Source organism: Paraglaciecola sp. G1-13 (assembly GCF_055809255.1).
Map to the genome: position 1 here is coordinate 3630826 of NZ_CM147903.1, position 19975 is coordinate 3650800.

Consider the following 19975-nt stretch of genomic DNA (forward strand, 5'->3'; position numbering starts at 1 on the left):
AGCCCCAATCAGGGGCTGTCTTTTATAGGTTACTCAAACATGACAGATAAACACAGCGCTGCAACTGCAACCTCTTTGAACGATTATGCTACAACGCCAGTGCCCCAAAGCGAGACAGTCAGTGGCATTGGGATAGGCACGATAAATGGCGGGCTGGCGTTTGCCGTGCCGGGGCTTATCACAGGTATACAACTGGGAGATGCATTGGGGTTAGCGCAATCGATTTTCGCCTTTCTGCTAGGTGGTTTAGCACTGGCTATTTTAGGCACAGTCACTGGGCTTGTTGGCATGCATAATCGTTTTTCATCCTGCATGACGATTAAATTTGTGTTTGGTACATCCGGGGCGAACGTCATTAACTTTGCGTTTGTGGTGTCTTTGCTCGGTTGGTATGGCATTAATGTCGATTTATTCAGCCAAGTTAGCCAGCAGCTTTTACTTAAATACACTGATTCTGCCCCAGAGGCATGGCAGCTTGAAACGCTATTTGGTGTGCTGATAACAGTGATAACCATATGGGGTTTTAAAACCATAGAGCGCATCACCAATCTATTGGTGCCTATTTTATTTGCGATTGTGGTGTATTTATTGGTACAGAGCTTTGGCTATGCCCAAACCAACCCTACCCCCGAAATAATGAGCGGCTCACTGACCTTTGGCGAAGGGGTTTCCGCGGTCGTCGGTAGCTTTATTGTGAGTGTGGTACTTATGCCAGATTTCAGCCGCTATGCCGCTAAACCCATCGATACCGTTTACGCATCTTTTCTGCCTTTCTTGCTGATCAACTCTTTTGTATACGTTGTTGCGGCTTTTGCGGGCATTGTTGTGGCCGATAGCGACATTCTATCTGTGATGCTGGTGCTGGGTTTAGGCGGTTTGGCATTCTTTTTATTGCTTATTTCTTGCTGCGTCACCAATGTAATCAACCTTTACAGTTGTGGCCTAGGCATTATTGCCGTGTTCCCTAAATGTAAAGAGTGGCAATGCATCGTCGCCGCAGGCGTCTTGGGCACCGTGGTCGCGTCATTTGATCTACTGGACAACTTCACCAATTTCTTGTTTGGTTTATCCATCATATTCACTCCAGTCGCCGCCATTTACGTGGTGGATTTTTTCATCGTTAGGCGCGGTGAAAAATACACCCTGCAACACCTTACCCACAACCAAAGCTTGAATATACGTGCCATCATCGCATGGCTTATTGGCGTTTCTACCTCAATGGCGTCAAATCAAGGCTGGATAACTATCACCACGATTGAGGTTTTTGATGCCGTGTTACTCACGCTGCCTGCCTACTACTTATTATCACGTAGCGAAATCAGAGCACGCAGCAAGTTAACGGAATCACACCCGCAATAAACGAAATATTATTTTGTTTACCCGTACACAATCGAACAAGTTGTGCGGGTAAACCAACCATTTACCAACAAATACATTGCGCCACATCACTAATATTTATGCAGCTAAAAAAAACACCAGATTGCTCTGGGTAAATGCTTCCCCAGCGCAAAAGAGGATTAAACATGAAACAGTTAACCCGGTTAGACATATCAGACATATTACATGGCTGCGCAGTACTTGGCACCGGTGGCGGTGGTGAGCTCAGCGAAGGTTTTCGCTATATTGAAGCCGCCTTTGCTGAGGGTAAAACCTTCACCTTGGTAGACATCGATGAAGTCCCAGACGGTGAAAAGCTATGTACACCTTATATGCTAGGTGCGCTAACCGCTATTTCTGGGGAAGAAGAGCAAGAATATGCCGCTCTGCCAAGAGCAAGCGGTATTCCCATGTTAACAGCCTATGAGCGCCTAAAAGCCCTGACGGGTGATGATTATTACGGCACTATTTGCTGTGAGCTTGGTGGCTCTAATACGGCTATCTCATTTTATCTAGCCGCCATGACAGACGGTTACATTATCGATGCCGACCCCGCTGGGCGCGCCGTGCCTGAAATCACTCACTCAACCTATTATTTCAATGGTTTGCCTGCCGCGCCTATCGTGACGGCCAATGAGTTTGGTGAGTGCTTTATCTGTGAAAACGTTGCAGATGACCAACGCGCTGAGCGTGTTGTGCGCGCCCTTGCTATGGTGAGTCGCAATGACATTGCAGCGATAGATCACGCTTTACCTGTGGAACAGCTTCGCGGTGCAGTGATTCCTGGCACCATCAGCAAAGCCTTAAACGTCGGTCAAGCTATTCGCTTAGCGGTTCAAGAACAAGATGACATTGCCGATGCCATCGCCGATTGCGCCGGTGGCTATGTGGCGTTTCGCGGCAACGTTAGCCAGTTTCATTTTGAGACCAAAGATGGATTCACCTTAGGCACTATCGACATTCAAGGCCACAGCCAGTACCAAGGCTCGACGTATGCTATTGATGTAAAGAATGAAAACATGGCAGCGCGTTTAAATGGCGTAGTAGATGTAACCATTCCTGATCTGATTTGTGTACTGGACGTGGATAACAATGTACCTGTGACTAATCCTTATCACAAAGTCGGTGCTAATTTGGCAGTAGTCATTTTACCTGCGCCGAAGGAGTTCACTGGCGAGAAAGGTCTTTCGGTATTCGGTCCTGCGTACGCAGGGATTGATCAAGCGTACGAATGCGCAGTGAGTAAGCATTTCGCTCAGCTTAAATAAATCGGCCTAATTCAGATATAAGGAGCCCATTTTACGAGTATCTCGCTCGTTAAATTGGCTTTAATATCAATACGCGTTTCATATGAGAAAAGGCATGATTACGCCGTTAAATTACACTTGGAGGAGCAACCGTTTGCCACTCGCCTTGGGCTAAATCTTGCAGCCTATATTGACCAAATTGACTGCGATGCAAGGCTTCAACGTGATAACCGCAAGCGGCAAACATACGCCTCACTTGATGATATTTTCCTTCATTTAACGTCACGTTAGCTACATTTTCACTGATTATTTCTATTTTCGCGGGCAAGCACTGCTCAGCCCCTTCACCCAATACCACGCCTTTAGCGAATGAATCAATGATGTCACTTTGCAACGGGCTATCTACGCTCACTTGATACACCTTGTCTACGTGGTGCTTAGGGGATGTAAGCTGATGTACTAATTTGGTGTCATCGGTCACTAGAATAAGTCCGCTGGTGTCTTTATCTAATCGGCCGACGCTGACTATTTTTGGGTTTCGAAATTCCCAGCGCTCAGGCAGCAAATCGTAAATACGCATGCCCTCGTTATTGTCATGACTGCACACATAACCTAAGGGCTTATTCAGCATCACGAGAATGCCACCAGGAGCATCAAGGGCTTCGCCGTCTACCCGTACGGTGGCAGAATCAACTTTTAACGCGGGAGATTTAGCGAATTCACCTTTGACGGTAACGCGTTTGTCTTTGAGTAAGTATCGGGCTTCTTTGCGGCTGCAATAGCCTAAATTACTCAGTAGCTGGTCAAGACGTTTAAGGGCGGGCATAGGGCTCCAAGGATGAAATACGAACATTGATAGATTCACAGCACACGTACTAGCATGCTCAGGGGCGCAAAGTATGTCATATAAGGCGAGTACCCAAAAGTACGGTGGCTAAAACAGAGGCGATTTAGGATTCAAATGGGATCTGCTGTTGCTTAAAGAAGGTTTCAAGCGCCTGAGTGTGTTGTCGATAATGCTTCCAGCGGCCGATTGAGGATTGATTGATCGGTTGTCGCACTTGGACTTTGCTGGCCGTCGACACAGGGGCTTGATTGCGCTCTACATGCAAACACTCTTGTTGCCATGACAAACCACAAAATGACAGTAAATCACGAATATTGGTCTCAGGATTGCGCACCAAATCTTGATAATTAAGCAGCTTGAAGTTATCCATGCCCGTGGCCTGCCATTGATGTACCAGCGTGTGAAAGCGACTATAAAAGCGCCCGATATTCTGCAAATTGTAGGCGTAAGCATAGTACGGGCTATTCAGTGAAAACAACTGGCGATAATTACCGACACTGGTATCCATTGGGTCTCGTAGTAAACAAATGATCTTTGCATTAGGTAAAGCGCGACGAATAAGGCCAATGTAGAAAAAGTTAAACGGTAGTTTATCCACAAAATGGGGAGTATCTCCCACTATGGCTTGCGTGCGTTGAATATACCGCTGGCCTATTTTTGCAGGCTCAATTTGCATGGCTTTGCGCAATGTTTCTACGTCTAACACCGTGGGTGATGGCGTTTTGGCTAACTCTTTCACTGCCACGCCAAAATCTTGTAGTTCTCCCGCTGATAACACCTCACTATGATTACTTAGGATACGCTCAACTAAGGTGGTGCCAGAACGAGGCATACCCATCACAAAAATGGGCTGGTGCGAGCTATCACCCGCTTTAGCATAATCACCCGCTTGAGAATAATCGCGGTCTAAATCCTTGAGCTGGGTTTGCTCTACGCAATCGAAAAACGCGGCATCGTCGGCAAATTCATAACCGATACTCGCCAGCTTCGCGCTTTTGGCATTTTCAAGTACATCAAATGCGCTAGTGTAATCTTTTGGTCCTTCGTATTCTTTAGCCAGTGCGTGGGCAATATGCATGGCACCATCAACCGTTTTGGTGCGTTTCGCAGCGGCTCGAAGGCGTGGAATATGATTGTTATCAGCACTGATGCCACCTAAGTCTGCCAAAGCAAAGTGCGCTTGGTGATAATCTGGAGCGATGCTAATGGCTCGCTCAAAATGTGCTCTAGCATCCTCAAACTTACCTGCGAATTTACTCGATACCCCAGCGTTATAGTAAAAGTGCGCATTTTGGTTATCTAGCGACAACGCCTTACTGAAATACCCCAATGCTTTTTCATGCTGGCCAACTCGGCTAAGTGCTACGCCTAGTGTATCAAGCGCAAGGGGCTTGCAGAGCTGTTCAAGAGGCGCATTGGCTGTGGCATCAAGTACAGATTGTGATTCACCGCGCAATGAATGGCATTTGGCTAAATAGGCAAAGTATTCAGCTTGCGGCGCGATGGCATTCGCTTTTTCAATTAACTTAATCGCCTTGGCAATTTGACCGACTTCGAGGTTGATCATAGCCAATAAAAAATAACCATCGTGATCGAATGGATCCTGTTTCACGATCTGTACGCACACGCTATGGGCTTTAGCAAAATCACGCTGATTAAGCGCATAAATGGCTTGTTGATGCAATTGCTTAATGTCTAGCATAGGTTTCTTGTCACTTTATATGGAACTGGGCTGCTTTGCTCACTTATAAAAAAGGGCACTCAGTGCCCTTTTTATGCATTAAGAATTTTAGCCTAAACTACATCTCAAATTGATAGTTAAATTTAAGCCCAACTGTGCGCGGTCTCTCTAAGTAATGACCATAGTAACGCAATATATCACCTCGGTTCGAGTTAGTATCAGGGGCTACCGCCAAACCAATATCACCCAAATCATTTCGTGATGAGCTCACGGCGTATTTGTCAAAGAGGTTGTCCACGTAAAGGGTGACCGACCAATCTTCGTCAGACAAAGACGCGCTTAAATTACTTAGCGCATATCCCGATATCACTTCGCCAGATTCGTGCAGGCCTATTTTAGAGTAAATATCGCTTTGCGCAGTTAGGCCGTAGGTCACATCTAATAATTTATCGCCAAACACTTCTGTAGAGTATTTAACTCCAAGGGAGAATTGGTGCTCCGGCGAGCCTGGTAGGCGATCGCCATCAAGGCCGTCAGAGTCATCGAACAACTGAGCTACATCTTCGGTCAATTCAGCTTTGGTGTAAGCATAAGTGGCATAGGCACTGAATTCATCGCTAAAAATTGCGCGTGACATCATCTCAACGCCTTTAGAATTAGCTTTGCCGGCATTAACCAAAATAGTCTGCTGACCATTTTCCGTGGTGCCCGTGACTTGAGCGTCATCCCAATCCACGTTGAACAACGCCATATTGAAATGGAATCTGTTTTTTAGCCATGTGCTTTTCAAGCCAAGTTCGTAATTGGTTGTGGTATCAGGTGCGTAAATTTGCTCGTTGGGCAAAGCGCAGACTTCTTGTGTATCCCCTGATAAGTCAGGAGGACAAGCCCCCACACCGTTTGAACCACCAATACGAAAGCCTTCACTGACCGTAACGTACCCCATCACATCAGACGTAATTTGATAACTGGCGTTAAACTTAAACAAACTCCCACTGTCGTCGGCTTCATTTTCAAGGGGGATCAAGATAATTTCATCCCCTTGCCTAAAGTCTTCTGCACCTTCTTCAACCGAAATAGAGGTATACAACAAAGGTAAATCAACGTCAGATGCGGTTTCTAAATCGTATTGATAAAAACGAGCCCCTAAGGTGATATCTAATTGCTCAGTGACCGCATAACTTACTTCCCCATACAGGGCTTTTTCAGTTACTTCTGTTTCATCAAACGATATGTATTCGAGATCATCAGTACGTAAATTGCCTCCTGTTTCCCACGTCTCTATCGCATATTCATCGAAGTTCGGCGTGAACTCTAAGCTTCTGCCGTCGCTTTCAATCTTGTTATAAAAAACACCCGCGATCCAACTTAGGTCAGAATCATTTTTAGATACCAAACGTAGCTCTTGAGTGAAGATATCTCGATTATCTTCTTCTCTGGTGTAACTCGAAAACGCAGGAAACTCTTCATAGCTATAGGCAAGGCGGATCAATAAATCGGTTTGATCTCGTTGACCAACCGCTTCGAACGTGGATTTGCCTGTTGCGGAGACCAACTCAGCAAACCCCAAATCAACGGAGAGCTCTAAACTGAGCAAGTCGTCTTCTTTTTCACGGGGCTCTTCGTAGCGATAAGCTGATTCGTACTTTCCGATGATGTCATTCAAACCATTATCTGGCGATAATCCGTTGTAATGAACAATAGAGCGCCCTTCCACTTCTTGCTTTTGATACATATAAGTCAGTGTGGCGTCAATGTTTTCGGTGGGTGTCCAGCGCAGGGCAACGCGGCCTGAAAGGGTATCTTCGCCGTTAGCATCTTTTTTCGAGCGCAGATTGCTGTCTACATCGCTTGCATCTGTCCAATCAGGATCAGCAATGGAAACCCCACCTTCACGCACTAGGTAGTTATAATCAACAAACCCGGGATCATGGAATTTGTTTAGCGACATACGTACGCCAAGCACGTCTTCAATCAAAGGGGTATTGAAAACAAAGCCCCCCTCTGCACCGACACTATCGCTTTCATTTACGCTAAACACATTGCCTGTGACTTCACCAGAGGTGACATCTAATTCTACCTTATTAGGCAAATAACGAATGGCTCCGCCTAGGGTGCCGGCGCCGTAGAGGGTACCTTGTGGACCGATTAATACTTCAACGCGCTGAATATCGTTCAAGCGCATATTAATGAATAGGGGAATTTCACCCACATAAGTTGATACGGTGCCGCCGTCTGAACTTGGGCCTGAAGAGTTGGTATTTAACCCACGTACGATAATAGGAGAGTCATTACGCCCGCCCTGATCAGTAATGGTTAAACCCGGAACCCAGCGGGCTACATCGTCTAAGTCGGCGATATTTTGCTCAGCCAAGGTATCAGAAGTCAGGGCGGTAATGTTCAACGGTGCTTCCTGCAATGAACCAGCGCGGCGTGTCGCTGTGACTTCGATAGTTTCAATTCCATTCTCTGCGCTTTGCGCCATAACCGATGGGATTGGTGCAAACGTGGCTGAAACTGCCAAAGCAATTGATGTGTGTTTTGTTAGGAAGCGTTTAGTGATCGCCATGTATGTGTTTCTCTTTTTTGTAGTGAACGGTTTTAATTGTGAACAGTTGCGTAATTCGATGTTAATCCCAGCTAGCACAGCAGGTTTCATGCCTGCTTTTCTGATACGTTAGTGCATAGTCCGAGTGAAAAAAGTGCCGAAAATCTGCGTTATGCAGATATTTATGCACTAATTGTGGTTTTCTATAGCGATAAATTTAAAGCGCACCTTAATGATGCATTGTGTAATGAAACTCAACTAATCTTTGCAAATATTGAGGTTTAGCTACGAATAAAGTGGATTAAACTGGAATACGCACCAAATATAAGTGGTTAATCGTGCATAAATATTCAGTTTTTTATGAATCAGAGGTATGAAAAGCAGCAGTTTTACGCGGTAAACCGATACCTTCACTACAGGGATATGCAGCCAAAGCTTAACTAACACAGTATCAAGCTAGCCGCTAAACGGTTTCAGCGCCTATTTGCTTTTACCAGTTACTCTGGGCGTGAAGCTACGTAAATGACAATCGATACAGCGCTGAACCAAAAAAGACAGCAACGCAATTTTACGTATACGCTGCTATCTGCACTTTCCATTATAAATCGCTATGTGGACCAAATACTTCGTAGTGGATCTGTGCGTCTTTAACACCCAACTCGAGCAATTGTTTTTTAACAAATGCCATAAAGCCAGTGGGGCCGCAAACATAAAAATGACCGCTACTGATAGGCAAATCATCCCCAAGGGGCGCTAGTGACATTAAGCCAGTAGTGACGCTGTCAGCCTTAGGTGCTTGGCTTGCATACCAAGTATGCGTGCTAAGTTGTGGTGTATTTTTTTCAAGTTCAGCAACTCGCTTGATGAAGGAGTGTTGCTCTGGGTTTTCACACGCATGCAAAAAATGTATTGGCGTCGTTGGGTGGCTCTCAACTGTCGCTTCCAGCATCGACATCATCGGCGTTAAGCCTACGCCTGCTGAAATAAGTACAGTAGGCAAATGTTGGTTCTGCTGAAAAAAGTCGCCTGCTGGTGGCAATATATCAATCACGTCACCTTGCTCAACAGAGTCATGCAAATGATTTGAAACTAAACCCTTAACTTCCCCCTGCTCCCGCTTAACACTGATACGGTATGTTTCACCATTAGGTTTGTCTGATAACGAGTACTGACGCATTTCACAGAACTCAACGTGTTTCGGTTGTACTTTGACCCCCAAATATTGACCAGGTTTATAACCTACAACAGGTTTGCCATCCACCGGCGATAATACAAAACTGGTGACCAACGCCGATTCCGGCGTTTTGCTTAGCACTGTAAATTGTCGCGTTCCTAACCAGCCTCCGTGCGCTTTTTCAGTTAGGTTATACAAATCTTCTTCCCGGTTGATAAATATTCCTGCCAACGCGCCGTAAGCCTCAACCCAAGCTTGCTCTACATCAGGGGTAAAGGCTTCAGGGGCTAATTCCCGCAGCGTTTCGATAAGGTGGTGGCCCACAATATCGTAGTGCTCAGGTTGAATAAAAAAGCTGGTGTGTTTGTGCGCCACCCGCTCAACAACCTCACTTAACGCGCTCAAGTTATCGATATTTTTTGCGTAAGCGGCGATCGCATTAAATAATGCAAATTGCTGACGGCCATTGGCCTGATTCGCCATATTGAATATGTTTTTCAGCTCAGGATTTAAACGGAACATACGTTGATAAAAATGATCGGTAATGGCTACGCCGGCGGACTCCAAAAGGGGAATAGTACTTTTAACAGTGGCGATAGTTTGAGCGGATAACATATAAAACCTCTTGCTGTGAATGATGTTGATGTGAGTAAAAACAATAAAATATGGTGGTCAGTAAACGTCGTTGTATACCGGTCTAGATAGCCTTTTCAGCCTGGTTTTCCATCGACTCTGGCCTTGGTTAACACGGGCCAGTAATACACAAAAAACAGAATAAAGGCTGTTGACCAGAGCCATGCACTAAGTTGCCAAAAAAGGAGTACCTGCTCGCTAAGCGATGCGAATACACGTACGAAACCTGCGACTAAAAGTAAAGCAAATGCAGCACTTATACCGCGGGATACGACTAACGCCCTCCCTGTATGTCCCAGTGACACTCGCGACATCATGCTTAAGATCATGGCCGAAATAGCGCTGATACTGATTAAGTGCAAGCTGTCTTTTAAGGGTAAGCAGGAAGTCAGTAAACTTATCCCCACCAGAAACAAGCCGATAGCCATGGCAAGGTATGCAAAGTGCAGTGACCATAACAATGAGACCGCCCAAACGCCCTGGGCAAACCATTGTCCCAAGCGCCAAAGATGTCCTACACCAAGTACAATCAAAACGATTGCAGTAAGAGTAGAAACAGGAGTAAAAAATTGAATGATAAAAAGTGCAACCGCCAGCAGAGAAAAAACCAGCAGCACTAAATCGAATCTAGGGTGTTTTACCTGCGGGCGGTTTAAGGCTCTGGCAGTGAAAAAAGGGATCACTCGACCACCAATAACCGTGATTAACACACAGAATAAGAGCACCGCACTTTGTACCAACTGCGACGCCATTACATAGGCCTGCTCATTCACGAGCGCAAAAAAGATGAGGTTCAGGCTAAACAGACCGCCCAATAAGGCGATGAGTATGTAATTAGAGGTATTTCTTGCTTTAATGACCAGATAACTGAAGCATCCAATCACACCCAACCACCATAGTAATTGGCTGCATATGAAAAGGCCTAGGCCCCACGGCGCGGTGCTGGATAACCCACTTATCCGTGCGACAATCCATAGTCCACTTAGCATGATTAGCCATACACCATGAGCACTGCGAAGCCCTGTCCAGGTTTGCACAGCGGTCAGCAGAAAGCCTACGGCAATCATTGCGGCAAAACCAAATATCATCTCATGGGCATGCCATAAAGAAGGTGGCAATACGAAAGAATGTGGCCAATGCCCGCTAAACCACAATGCCCATACTATCAAGGCAATGACAGCCCAAAGTGCCCCTAGCAAGAAGAATGGCCGAAAGGCGAGTGACCATACAGCAGCCTGAGGCAACCCCAGTGCGGTTTCTTTTTTGCTCAAGGGCTCAGGGGGTTGGGCAAATTGGATGGCTGATTGACTCAATGCGCGCTTCTTCGATACTGCTGTTTTCGTCATCTAGAGCACCCGCTTATGTTGTTCATATTGCGCGATACACCGCACCACGTAAGCGACTTTCAGCACGCTAGCGCTAACAATGATCATAAGATGGCTTGCCACCTGAATTGGCATTGAAAAAAAGTGCGATAAGGGGTAACTCACCGCGATACATACCATGAGCAATGCCAGAGACACCGATAAGGTTATATTCGCAAACGTGAACAATGCGCCAAAGCGCTTAGATACACTCTCGTTATTGACAACGTCCATGTAACAAGTGGCTATGTCGGTCATGCCTATGTTGGTCATTTGGGTATTAGTCATGTCATTTGCGATAACGTTATTCATCAGTGCCCCCAGAGTGCGCTGCTCAAAACCTGTTTTGGTTCTGCGTCAGCAGAGATACACTTTAGATAGCACCTTTAATGCCAATTAATAACTATAATATTATCAATTACTTAAATATTAACCCTGTCATAAAGAGTCATATTGACTCTATTGATTATGAGTCATAAAGACTCTAAAAAGTCTTTATGACTTGATACATTTAATGGCATTATTGTCATCTGCACATCAGCATTGTCCAGTGGAGCCCCTATGATGGAACTTAATTCAACGCTTCTGTTAGAAGTGGCATTAGATCTCGCCAACAGCATCACCAATGAAGATAGGTTCGACAGATTGCTATCCTCGATTAGAAAAGCAATTAATTGCGATGCAGTTGTATTGTTGGTCTACCAAGGCGAACAACTTAAACCATTGGCAATACAAGGGCTGGCAACCGATACTCTTGGGCGGCGTTTTAACCTCAGCGATCACCCTCGCCTTTCGCTCATTTGTTCAGGAAGTCAGCCGGTGCGCTTTGCATCAGATTCCCCATTACCTGATCCTTACGATGGCTTGTTGCTCGCAAAAGAAGGCGACTTACCCGTGCATTCGTGTATGGGTTTGCCCTTGTATAGCGACAATCAACTGATGGGCGTCGTGACCCTTGATAGTCTCAGCCCTGAAGCCTTTTCAGAAATCCCCGAGCGAACATTGCAGCTAATCACTGCGCTGTCAGCCGCCACATTGAAAACGGCTATGCAACTGAGTGGGTTGGAACAGCGCGCACAACAAGCACACGATTTAGTGCAAGAACTTACGAACGAAGCACTAACACGAGATGGTGGCGAGTTAATAGGCAATAGTCCTAGTATGCTCGCCCTTAAAAGTGATATTCAGTTGGTCGCGGGCTCTGACTACACTGTGCTGATATTGGGCAAAACAGGCGTGGGTAAAGAATTGGTTGCCCGAACATTACATCAACGGTCAAATCGAGGGACCCAGCCTTTGGTGCACGTTAACTGTGCCTCGATTCCGGAAACCTTGGCGGAAAGTGAATTATTTGGTCACGGAAAAGGCGCGTTCAGCGGTGCCGAAAAAGAGCGCGCCGGCAAATTCCAACTAGCCGATGGAGGCACGATATTTTTAGATGAAATTGGTGAATTGCCCTTAAGCGTGCAAAGCAAATTATTACGCGTGTTGCAAAGTGGCGAAATTCAGCCTGTAGGAAAGGATCAAGTATCAACAGTCAACGTACGCGTAGTAGCCGCGACTAACCGAGACTTAGCACAAGAAGTTAAAACTGGGCGTTTTAGAGCTGATCTTTATCATCGCCTCTCCGTGTACCCTATCAACGTGCCGGAACTGAAAGAGCGCGGAGATGATGTATTGTTACTCGCAGGTTATTTCTTAGAAGTGACCGCTCGCAAGCTAGGTATTCGCCAACTAAAAATCCCAAACGACGTACAACAGGCCCTAATTGCCTATTCTTGGCCTGGCAATGTAAGGGAATTAGAACACGTCATCAGTCGTGCCTCTTTGAAGGCAACGCGCAGTAAGAATCAACACAACATTATCTCACTTAGCACAGAAGATTTAGACTTTGAGCGTGGAATGCCGCCAAATATCAACCTTAATCAACCAATCCAAGAGAGCGAAGTATTAGGCAGTGGCGAAGCACAGAGTCTTAAAACAATGACAGAAGCTTTTCAAGCTCAGATGATCAGCCGCACTTTGAGTGAGCATCAAGGCAATTGGACGTTGGCCGCTAGACAATTAGAGATGGACAGGGCCAACCTTGCACGATTGGCAAAGCGGCTGGGCGTACACGTGCAGAAAAACGTGAACAATCAAGCATTTTGATCATGTGTTTTAATCAGCCAGCCTTGATTACGAACGTTCACCAAGGCTGGCACACAACTAATGTAAGCGGCGATAATTCGCAGGTACCCATTCAAAACCGCTTTTCGTTTCACGCACATGACCCAATCCCGGGAATTGCAAATGCGCCCCCGCCATCAGCGCTTTACTCTTAGCAACGAGAGAAAAAATGCGTTCACGCTGATTTTTAGCCTGATCAGGAGCTGAGTCGAAATCAATGGTGACCTCTGGATGTGGAAATTGTACTGCCCCAGCATGAATAAGATCGCCAATAACCCACATTTCCTCACCATCATTTTGCACAAGATAAGATGTGTGCCCTGGCGTGTGACCGTGAGTCGCATCGGTCTTAATCCCTTTTACAATTTGTTCGCTAGCGTCAAATGCACTGATCTTATTGGCTTTCACGTAAGGGTTTAAAGACGCCATCGCGCCTTGGAAAAAACCTTTATTCGCCTCTGGCGCCTTACTCATTTCCTTATCGCTTAACCAAAAATCAATGTCCCGCTGGTTCGCATGAACCGTGGCATTGGGAAACACTCGCTGACCGTCTTTTGATAAACCACCAACATGGTCAGGATGTAAGTGAGTGATCAATATGTGGTCAACATCGCTCGGGGAGTATCCCGCTGCACCTAGGCTTTTTATAATGTTTCCCAATGTAGGGCCAAACAAGTTACCCGCACCTGCATCGATGAGTACAAGTTCATCACCCGTATCAATCAAATAACCGTTGACTGAGGTTTCCGTTGGTACGGATAAAAATGCCGCTTCTAATTGTTGTTTTGTCGTACTGCTGTCTTGATGCAGTAATGCATCCATAGGCAAATCAACGGTGCCATCATTAAGGGCGATAATATCGAACTGACCAAGCTGAGTGCGATAGAAACCTGGGGCAAATTTATCAACCGAATTTTGTTGTGCAACTGCTTGATTAAAAGCACTAAAAGGTAATAGCAAGCCAGAGGCTAAAACTAGATAACGGGAGAATTTCATAATTTTCATGATGTATACATCCTTCACTTGATGAGTTTTTACACATTATCAGCTTTATTTCTGCTCTAGAAGAGGGAGATCTGGTGTATTAATGGGCCAACTCCGTGGCAAATCCTCTGAAATGAGCGTTCTATAAGTATAAAAACTGCACAAACCTTGGAAAGTAGTGAAAATAACCAAAATCGGTTTACCTCCCCGTTTTAACTGCATTTAGGTGAAATACACGCGCTAAAAGTAGGCGTATTAATATACTATAACATTTAGCATCACCAGTAGTGATGGGTAAGTATTTTTCCATAATATTTAATGATGTAATAGAGGTTGGTGACTATGTTTTTTTCCCGTTCAACAGCAAAAGCAGACACTCCCATTCCAGAGAGTTTCGAATCTTGTTTTATCCATTCTTTGGAGCGCCATTGCGCCACAATTTCGTTTAATACAGATGGCATGATCCTAGATGCAAATTCGCTTTTTTTAAGCACAGTTGGCTATTCTTTAGCCGAAATTAAAGGGCAACATCACCGCATGTTTTGTAGTGCGATGGAATCGGGTTCGCCTGAGTATCGCTCGTTTTGGGCAAATCTTGCACAAGGGGAAAGTGCAAGCGGCACATTTTTACGCAAGCGCAAGGACGGCGCAGATATATGGCTTGAAGCCACGTATTTCCCAGTCGAACAAAACGGGAAAATAGTACGTATTGTCAAAATAGCCAATGACATCACGGTTGAAAAAGAGCACTTAAATAGTCAGACCGCTATTTTTGAAGCCCTCAACCGCTCCAGTGCCTTAATTGAGTTCACGCCACAAGGCGAGATCATCAGCGCGAATGAAAACTTTATTCACACCATGGGTTACGCAAGTGTAAAAGACATTGTAGGTAAACATCACCGCATGTTTTGTACAGAAGACTTCTACCAAGAAAATCCCAACTTTTGGCGCGAGCTAGAACAAGGTACATTTAAAGGTGGGCAGTTTAATCGCCTAACACGTGATGGCAGCACTATATGGCTAGAAGCCACTTACAACCCTGTGTTGAATGCGCAAGGTCAAGTCATTAAGGTAGTTAAGATTGCATCCGACATCACTTCTCGCATTCAAAAGCAACTGGCGACACAGGAAGCCGCAGAGATAGCCTACAGCACATCCATGCAGACCGCTAAGATATCCAAAGATGGCGCAGTGATCTTGCAACGCACAGTTGATACATCGAATGCCATCGTAACCAGTACATTGACTTCCACTGATTTAATTGAGCAATTAAATAAACGCTCAGAGGAAATATCAAAAATAGTAACGACCATTAGTTCAATCGCTGATCAAACCAACCTACTGGCTCTTAATGCGGCTATCGAAGCAGCTAGAGCAGGCGAATACGGTAGAGGTTTTGCGGTGGTGGCAGATGAAGTACGCACGCTGGCAGCGCGCACTGTGAGTTCAACTGCAGGTATTGAGCAACTGGTAACAAACAACAGTGCCCTGACTCAAAAAGCGAAAGACAGCATCGGCGACATTCATCAGCAGTCTTTGCAAAGTGCCAAGCAAGTAGAAGAAGCAGCGACGATCATCGAAGAAGTGCTAACAGGGGCGAAATACGTCAGTGAAACAGTAGATCAGTTACGAAGTGAGAGCTGAACAAGCGCCCTGGGTGCTATGCACCCAAGGGGCAGCTTCAATTAGTAAGATTTATAGGGCAAGAATTTACCTGATAAGCCAATGCTGACTCTGTCACCAGCGCTATTTTCTTCTCGCTGAATATCCATTGAGAAATCAATTGCACTCATAATGCCATCGCCGAATTCTTCGTGGATCAGGGATTTAATGGTCGAACCATATACGTTGATCATCTCATATAGCCGATAAAGCAACGGATCACTAGGCACCGCCTCCGTGAAAGTGCCTTTGTAAGGCACTACCTGTAACCACGCCTCAGCGTTTTCGTCTAAATCAAATAACTTGGCCACGACCCCGGCTTGCTCTGAATTAAATGTCATTTGCCCTAAGCACCCTGCGGTGGTCCATTCTTTTGACTGACCCACAGCTTCTGCGACGTCTTGCCACGTAATACCTTTTTGTACTTTTGCGACCAATATGGCTTGGGTAACTTGCTCTCTGCTTTGCATTGTTTCTCTCCTAAATAAGAATCTAACTTGTTTCTTAACTTGTTTCTTAAGTTGTTGGTTAAGTTATAAATTACTGTAAATATAGATAAATAAAGTAAAGGTTACTGATAAGTAACGCACATGCCGTACCTTGCCAAAATGCCACCGGGTTTCGCTGCATAATGGGCGGCTTCGATTGGCGCACAAAATCGGCATTGGGGCGACGTAAGTCGTGTATAAACTCTGAAAGCTCGGCATACCGCTTGAAAGGGTCCACTTTTAACGCTTTAGCGAGCGTTGCATCCAACCACGCCGGTACCGGGCTGTTTTCGTCACGCACAGACTGATAAATAAGGCGGTTTTGCTGTGCTCGGGTACGAGTTTTGGCGACATGAGTAGCATAAGGAAAACGCCCACTTAACATGTGATACGCCAATACTGCCAACGAAAAAATATCTGAACGTGATGTCCCTACGTCACCCAAAAAATATTCAGGCGCCATGTAAAGTGCGGTGCCAAGTAGTTCACTGTTACCACAACCTTGACCGATTTCTTGCAAGCCTGCGACGGTGGTTGAGCCAAAGTCGATAATTTTCACCGTGCCTTTTCTGTCGATCATGATGTTTTCAGGTCGAATATCTTGATGCAGCATGTCCAGACGATGAAATGCCTGTAGCCCTTTGGCCACCTGCTCGATAATGCCTCTCACGACTTCTAAATCAGGTTTAGGGTTGTCCGTTAACCACTGGCTCAGAGACTGACCCTCAACATATTCAGCGACGCAGTAAATATACTGTTTGGGGTGCTCTGCAGGAGGTACGTGCAACACGTGTGCGTTATGAATACGCCTACCTATCCACTCTTCAAGGCAAAAGCGCTCTAAGTACTCATCGCTATCGGACAAATCGACAGAGGGTGTTTTTAAAACCCACTGCTTATGCGTTCTCTCGTCTTCAACTAAATACACGTGACTACGAGCAGACACATGCAATGAACGCACTACTCTATAGCCATCCAACTGCTCACCGACATGTAGTACAGACGGTAAGGGCAAGGCGAGCATCCCTTCAGTTATTGGCTTGTCTTGGGTTTGGCTTAATTCACTAATATAGGCGAGCTGCAAAGAAAGGTTGTCGTCACTGCCCTTATCGAGCGCGGTTTGAACCAAAGCGCCTGCTAACGCATTAATTGACTCTGGATCAGCTAGCGTTTGAATTGATGCAAGAGAGGTTAATAAATCTTGTGGGGGAAGAAACTCATGCACCCCGTCAGTACAGAGAATGAATACATCTTCTTGGCAAAGTGCCACACTCGTATAATCGATGTCTAACTGGCTATGCATGCCCAGTGCTCGACTCAAATAGCTTTGCCCTTGAGCAGCATACTGGCGGTGGTCATTCGACAGTTGTTCCAGCACACCGTTACGTAATAAGTAGACGCGGGCATCACCCACGTGAAAAATGTGCGCCGTACGCTCTTTAAAGATGATGGCACTGAAGGTGCAAACATAGCCCTTCTCTATATCGTAGCGAAATTCGCTTTGCTTGGTGTAACCGTGCAGCCAAGCGTTAATCGATTGCAAGACCCGCTTAGCAGACGTTTCAACAGACCAGGCTTCAGAGGTTGCATAGTAGTCTTGTAAAAAACTGTTCACTGCAGCTTTACTCGCCACTTGACTAACGCTGCTGCTACCGATGCCATCGGCCATGGCTAATACTTGGCCTTTTAATCGACCTTGGGCATCACTCGCACTGTGACTACCACAGTAATCTTGATTAACAGATTTAAGGCCAGCAATAGACTGCTGGCCGACTGTTAACTTAGCGAGATGCATGCTCAGCGACTGAGCTTGCAGCTACGTCAGAACGTTTGCTATAAGGCAAATCACGTTTTTTACCGGTACGCACGTGCGTGCTATACAAGGTTAATCCGGTAAAGGCTAAACCACCGACTAAGTTACCAAGGGCCGTTGGAATTTCATTCCATACTAGGTAATCCATCACCGAGAAATCGCCACCTAAGATGATGCTGAAAGGGAATAAGAACATGTTAACCACTGAATGCTCAAAGCCCATAAAGAAGAACAAAAAGATAGGCATCCACATGGCGATAACTTTACCGCTTACGTGAGTTGAGATCATTGCACCCACCACGCCTAATGACACCATCCAGTTACACAGCATACCGCGAATGAAAATAGTGAACCAACCAGCAGTACCAAACTCAGCGTAACCTAAGGTACGCGCTTCGCCGATTGATGCGACTTTCTTACCAATAGCACCTGGGTCAGTGTTAAAACCATACGTAAAAATAAACGCCATCATAATAGCAACGGTTAACGCACCGCAGAAATTACCGATAAAGACTAATCCCCAGTTGCGCAATACACCTTGAATGGTGACGCCGGGCCGTTTATCGAGCAGTGCCAGTGGCGTCAAGACAAATACACCTGTTAGTAAGTCAAAGCCCATAAGATAAAGCATACAAAAACCCACCGGGAACAAGATTGCACCGATCAAAAACACCCCTGTTTGTACCGCAATAGTGATGGCAAATACTGCTGCCAATGCCAATATAGCGCCCGCCATGTAAGCACGAATGAGGGTATCCCGTGTTGACATGAATATCTTTGCTTCCCCTGCGTCTACCATTTTGGTGGCAAACTCTGATGGTAATAAATAAGCCATTTTGAACCCCGTTTAAGTGTATGTGTTTAGCCAGTGATTAAAATGGTTCGGGTATTTCGTTAATTTTGACCTTTCAAACAAACAAAAAAACGGCGTCAGTCTTTCCACTAAAAAGTAGAAACACTAGACGCCGTCGTCAGAATTAATTTGTTTGAGAGGGCAAAATCACCCGAACTCGCTAAGCTCTTTACAAATCTTATGCCAAAATAATAAATATAATACTTTCAGTGATTTATCTCATCTACCTTAAACCTAGATGATTCACCATGGTGCACAGATAACGCGCAAGAGACAGCCAGCGCTACATTTTGGCGCACTACATTTTGACGGACTACATTTCGGAGTACAGATTTTGAAGTACGGATTATTGACGCGCTATTTATGTGTGCACAGGTTTTCAGGGAAATTGATAATATACAGAGCTTAAAAAGGTCATGGTGAAATCGTAGGTTTGAATAACCGCGTTGCGTTCGACGCTCGATGGTGACCTCAACCTTGGAAAGGTTAAGCCGTGCAGAACGTCGAGATATTTCTTGAAATTAGTGCGATAACCGCGTTACGGGAAACGAGACTCATATCAGCTAACCGCTTTGCGGTCGACGCTCGATCGTGACCTCAACCTTGGAAAGGTTAAGCCGTACAGAACGTTGAGATATTTCTTGAAATTGGAGCGCTAACCGCGTTATGGGAAACGAGATTCGTAACCGCTAACCGCGTTACGGCAACTGCGTTGCGGTCGACGCTCGATCGTGATCTCAACCTTGGAAAGGTTAAGCCGTACAGACCGTTGAGATATTTCTTGAAATTGGAGCGCTAACCGCGTTACGGCAACTGCGTTGCGGTCGACGCTCGATCGTGACCTCAACCCTGGAAAGGTTAAGCCGTACAGACCGTTGAGATATTTCTTAAATTTGGAGCGGGAAACGAGATTCGTATCCGATAACCGCGTTGTCGTGACCCCTTGGGGTCGCATACTAAGTAACAATTGTCCGTTACTTCTAACACGTTCAAATTTGGAGCGGGAAACGAGATTCGAACTCGCGACCCCAACCTTGGCAAGGTTGTGCTCTACCACTGAGCTATTCCCGCATACTGATGTTGTGCTTGGTATGTATTTTTGACTTTATCACTTACAAATTTGGAGCGCTAACCG

13 protein-coding genes, 1 tRNA gene and 2 pseudogenes are annotated in these 19975 nt (G+C 45.6%); 5 read left to right on the forward strand and 11 right to left on the reverse strand.

Annotated features, from left to right (window positions below; genetic code table 11):
• The first annotated feature begins 39 nt into the window (after nt 1-39).
• Together AC0L6N_RS15480 and AC0L6N_RS15485 are read left to right on the forward strand one after the other, a co-directional pair.
• Nucleotides 40-1359, forward strand: coding sequence for a cytosine permease (locus tag AC0L6N_RS15480; protein ID WP_473475752.1), 1320 nt, complete (start codon nt 40-42; stop codon nt 1357-1359).
• A 164-nt stretch (nt 1360-1523) separates the two neighbouring features.
• Nucleotides 1524-2645, forward strand: a complete 1122-nt coding sequence (locus AC0L6N_RS15485; RefSeq protein ID WP_473475754.1) for a DUF917 domain-containing protein — start codon at nt 1524-1526, stop codon at nt 2643-2645.
• A 106-nt stretch (nt 2646-2751) separates the two neighbouring features.
• Here the strand turns inward: AC0L6N_RS15485 and AC0L6N_RS15490 are convergent, their stop codons facing one another.
• The 6 genes from AC0L6N_RS15490 to AC0L6N_RS15515 form a co-directional block, all read right to left on the reverse strand.
• A complete protein-coding gene (locus tag AC0L6N_RS15490) occupies nt 2752-3450 on the reverse strand; it encodes a pseudouridine synthase (RefSeq protein ID WP_473475757.1) in 699 nt (232 codons plus the stop codon).
• A gap of 124 nt (nt 3451-3574) precedes the next feature.
• The gene (locus tag AC0L6N_RS15495) at nt 3575-5173 is read right to left on the reverse strand and encodes a tetratricopeptide repeat-containing sulfotransferase family protein (protein WP_473475759.1); all 1599 of its coding nucleotides are present in this window, start codon (nt 5171-5173) and stop codon (nt 3575-3577) included.
• A gap of 97 nt (nt 5174-5270) precedes the next feature.
• Nucleotides 5271-7721, reverse strand: coding sequence for a TonB-dependent receptor (locus AC0L6N_RS15500; protein WP_473475760.1), 2451 nt, complete (start codon nt 7719-7721; stop codon nt 5271-5273).
• Between the two features lie 577 nt (nt 7722-8298).
• Nucleotides 8299-9489 (reverse strand): NO-inducible flavohemoprotein, encoded by a 1191-nt coding sequence (hmpA, locus tag AC0L6N_RS15505; RefSeq protein ID WP_473475762.1) that lies wholly within the window; start codon nt 9487-9489, stop codon nt 8299-8301.
• A 95-nt stretch (nt 9490-9584) separates the two neighbouring features.
• On the reverse strand, nt 9585-10853 hold the full coding sequence (locus AC0L6N_RS15510) for an NnrS family protein (protein ID WP_473475764.1): 1269 nt from the start codon (nt 10851-10853) through the stop codon (nt 9585-9587).
• Entirely contained in the window at nt 10854-11183 is a 330-nt protein-coding gene (locus tag AC0L6N_RS15515; protein WP_473475767.1) for a hypothetical protein, read from the reverse strand.
• Nucleotides 11184-11432: 249 nt separating this feature from the next.
• Here AC0L6N_RS15515 and norR point away from each other — a divergent pair, with 249 nt between their 5' ends.
• On the forward strand, nt 11433-13022 hold the full coding sequence (gene norR, locus AC0L6N_RS15520; RefSeq protein ID WP_473475769.1) for a nitric oxide reductase transcriptional regulator NorR: 1590 nt from the start codon (nt 11433-11435) through the stop codon (nt 13020-13022).
• A gap of 57 nt (nt 13023-13079) precedes the next feature.
• Here norR and AC0L6N_RS15525 read toward each other — a convergent pair whose 3' ends face one another.
• Nucleotides 13080-14045 carry an MBL fold metallo-hydrolase gene (locus AC0L6N_RS15525; RefSeq protein WP_473475772.1) on the reverse strand — a complete coding sequence of 322 codons (966 nt, stop codon included), beginning with the start codon at nt 14043-14045 and terminating at the stop codon, nt 13080-13082.
• Nucleotides 14046-14366: 321 nt separating this feature from the next.
• Between AC0L6N_RS15525 and AC0L6N_RS15530 the strand changes: the two are divergent.
• Together AC0L6N_RS15530 and AC0L6N_RS15535 are read left to right on the forward strand one after the other, a co-directional pair.
• Nucleotides 14367-15128 (forward strand): annotated as a pseudogene (locus tag AC0L6N_RS15530) (PAS domain-containing protein); the annotation flags it as partial.
• 207 nt (nt 15129-15335) lie between these two features.
• A pseudogene (locus tag AC0L6N_RS15535) lies at nt 15336-15668 on the forward strand (methyl-accepting chemotaxis protein); the annotation flags it as partial.
• A gap of 41 nt (nt 15669-15709) precedes the next feature.
• On the opposite strand, the gene cynS reads toward AC0L6N_RS15535, so the two are convergent.
• The 4 genes from cynS to AC0L6N_RS15555 all read right to left on the reverse strand — a co-directional run bounded on the left by cynS (nt 15710) and on the right by AC0L6N_RS15555 (nt 19911).
• Complete coding sequence (gene cynS / locus AC0L6N_RS15540; protein ID WP_011576208.1) at nt 15710-16156, reverse strand: cyanase; 447 nt, start codon at nt 16154-16156, stop codon at nt 15710-15712.
• 70 nt (nt 16157-16226) lie between these two features.
• Nucleotides 16227-17969 (reverse strand): bifunctional protein-serine/threonine kinase/phosphatase, encoded by a 1743-nt coding sequence (locus AC0L6N_RS15545; RefSeq protein WP_473475776.1) that lies wholly within the window; start codon nt 17967-17969, stop codon nt 16227-16229.
• Nucleotides 17956-18822, reverse strand: a complete 867-nt coding sequence (locus AC0L6N_RS15550; protein WP_011576210.1) for a formate/nitrite transporter family protein — start codon at nt 18820-18822, stop codon at nt 17956-17958. Before AC0L6N_RS15550 ends, AC0L6N_RS15545 begins: the two co-directional genes overlap by 14 nt.
• Nucleotides 18823-19836: 1014 nt before the next feature.
• Nucleotides 19837-19911: transfer RNA gene (locus AC0L6N_RS15555), tRNA-Gly, on the reverse strand.
• Nucleotides 19912-19975: the final 64 nt, after the last annotated feature.

Coding starts and splice junctions, on each gene's coding strand:
- AC0L6N_RS15525 (WP_473475772.1), bottom strand. CDS start 14,045: ATGAAAATTATGAAATTCTCCCGTTATCTAGTTTTAGCCTCTGGCTTG.
- hmpA (WP_473475762.1), bottom strand. CDS start 9,489: ATGTTATCCGCTCAAACTATCGCCACTGTTAAAAGTACTATTCCCCTT.
- AC0L6N_RS15545 (WP_473475776.1), bottom strand. CDS start 17,969: ATGCATCTCGCTAAGTTAACAGTCGGCCAGCAGTCTATTGCTGGCCTT.
- AC0L6N_RS15550 (WP_011576210.1), bottom strand. CDS start 18,822: ATGGCTTATTTATTACCATCAGAGTTTGCCACCAAAATGGTAGACGCA.
- AC0L6N_RS15485 (WP_473475754.1), top strand. CDS start 1,524: ATGAAACAGTTAACCCGGTTAGACATATCAGACATATTACATGGCTGC.
- AC0L6N_RS15490 (WP_473475757.1), bottom strand. CDS start 3,450: ATGCCCGCCCTTAAACGTCTTGACCAGCTACTGAGTAATTTAGGCTAT.
- AC0L6N_RS15515 (WP_473475767.1), bottom strand. CDS start 11,183: ATGAATAACGTTATCGCAAATGACATGACTAATACCCAAATGACCAAC.
- AC0L6N_RS15500 (WP_473475760.1), bottom strand. CDS start 7,721: ATGGCGATCACTAAACGCTTCCTAACAAAACACACATCAATTGCTTTG.
- AC0L6N_RS15480 (WP_473475752.1), top strand. CDS start 40: ATGACAGATAAACACAGCGCTGCAACTGCAACCTCTTTGAACGATTAT.
- AC0L6N_RS15510 (WP_473475764.1), bottom strand. CDS start 10,853: ATGACGAAAACAGCAGTATCGAAGAAGCGCGCATTGAGTCAATCAGCC.
- AC0L6N_RS15495 (WP_473475759.1), bottom strand. CDS start 5,173: ATGCTAGACATTAAGCAATTGCATCAACAAGCCATTTATGCGCTTAAT.
- norR (WP_473475769.1), top strand. CDS start 11,433: ATGATGGAACTTAATTCAACGCTTCTGTTAGAAGTGGCATTAGATCTC.
- cynS (WP_011576208.1), bottom strand. CDS start 16,156: ATGCAAAGCAGAGAGCAAGTTACCCAAGCCATATTGGTCGCAAAAGTA.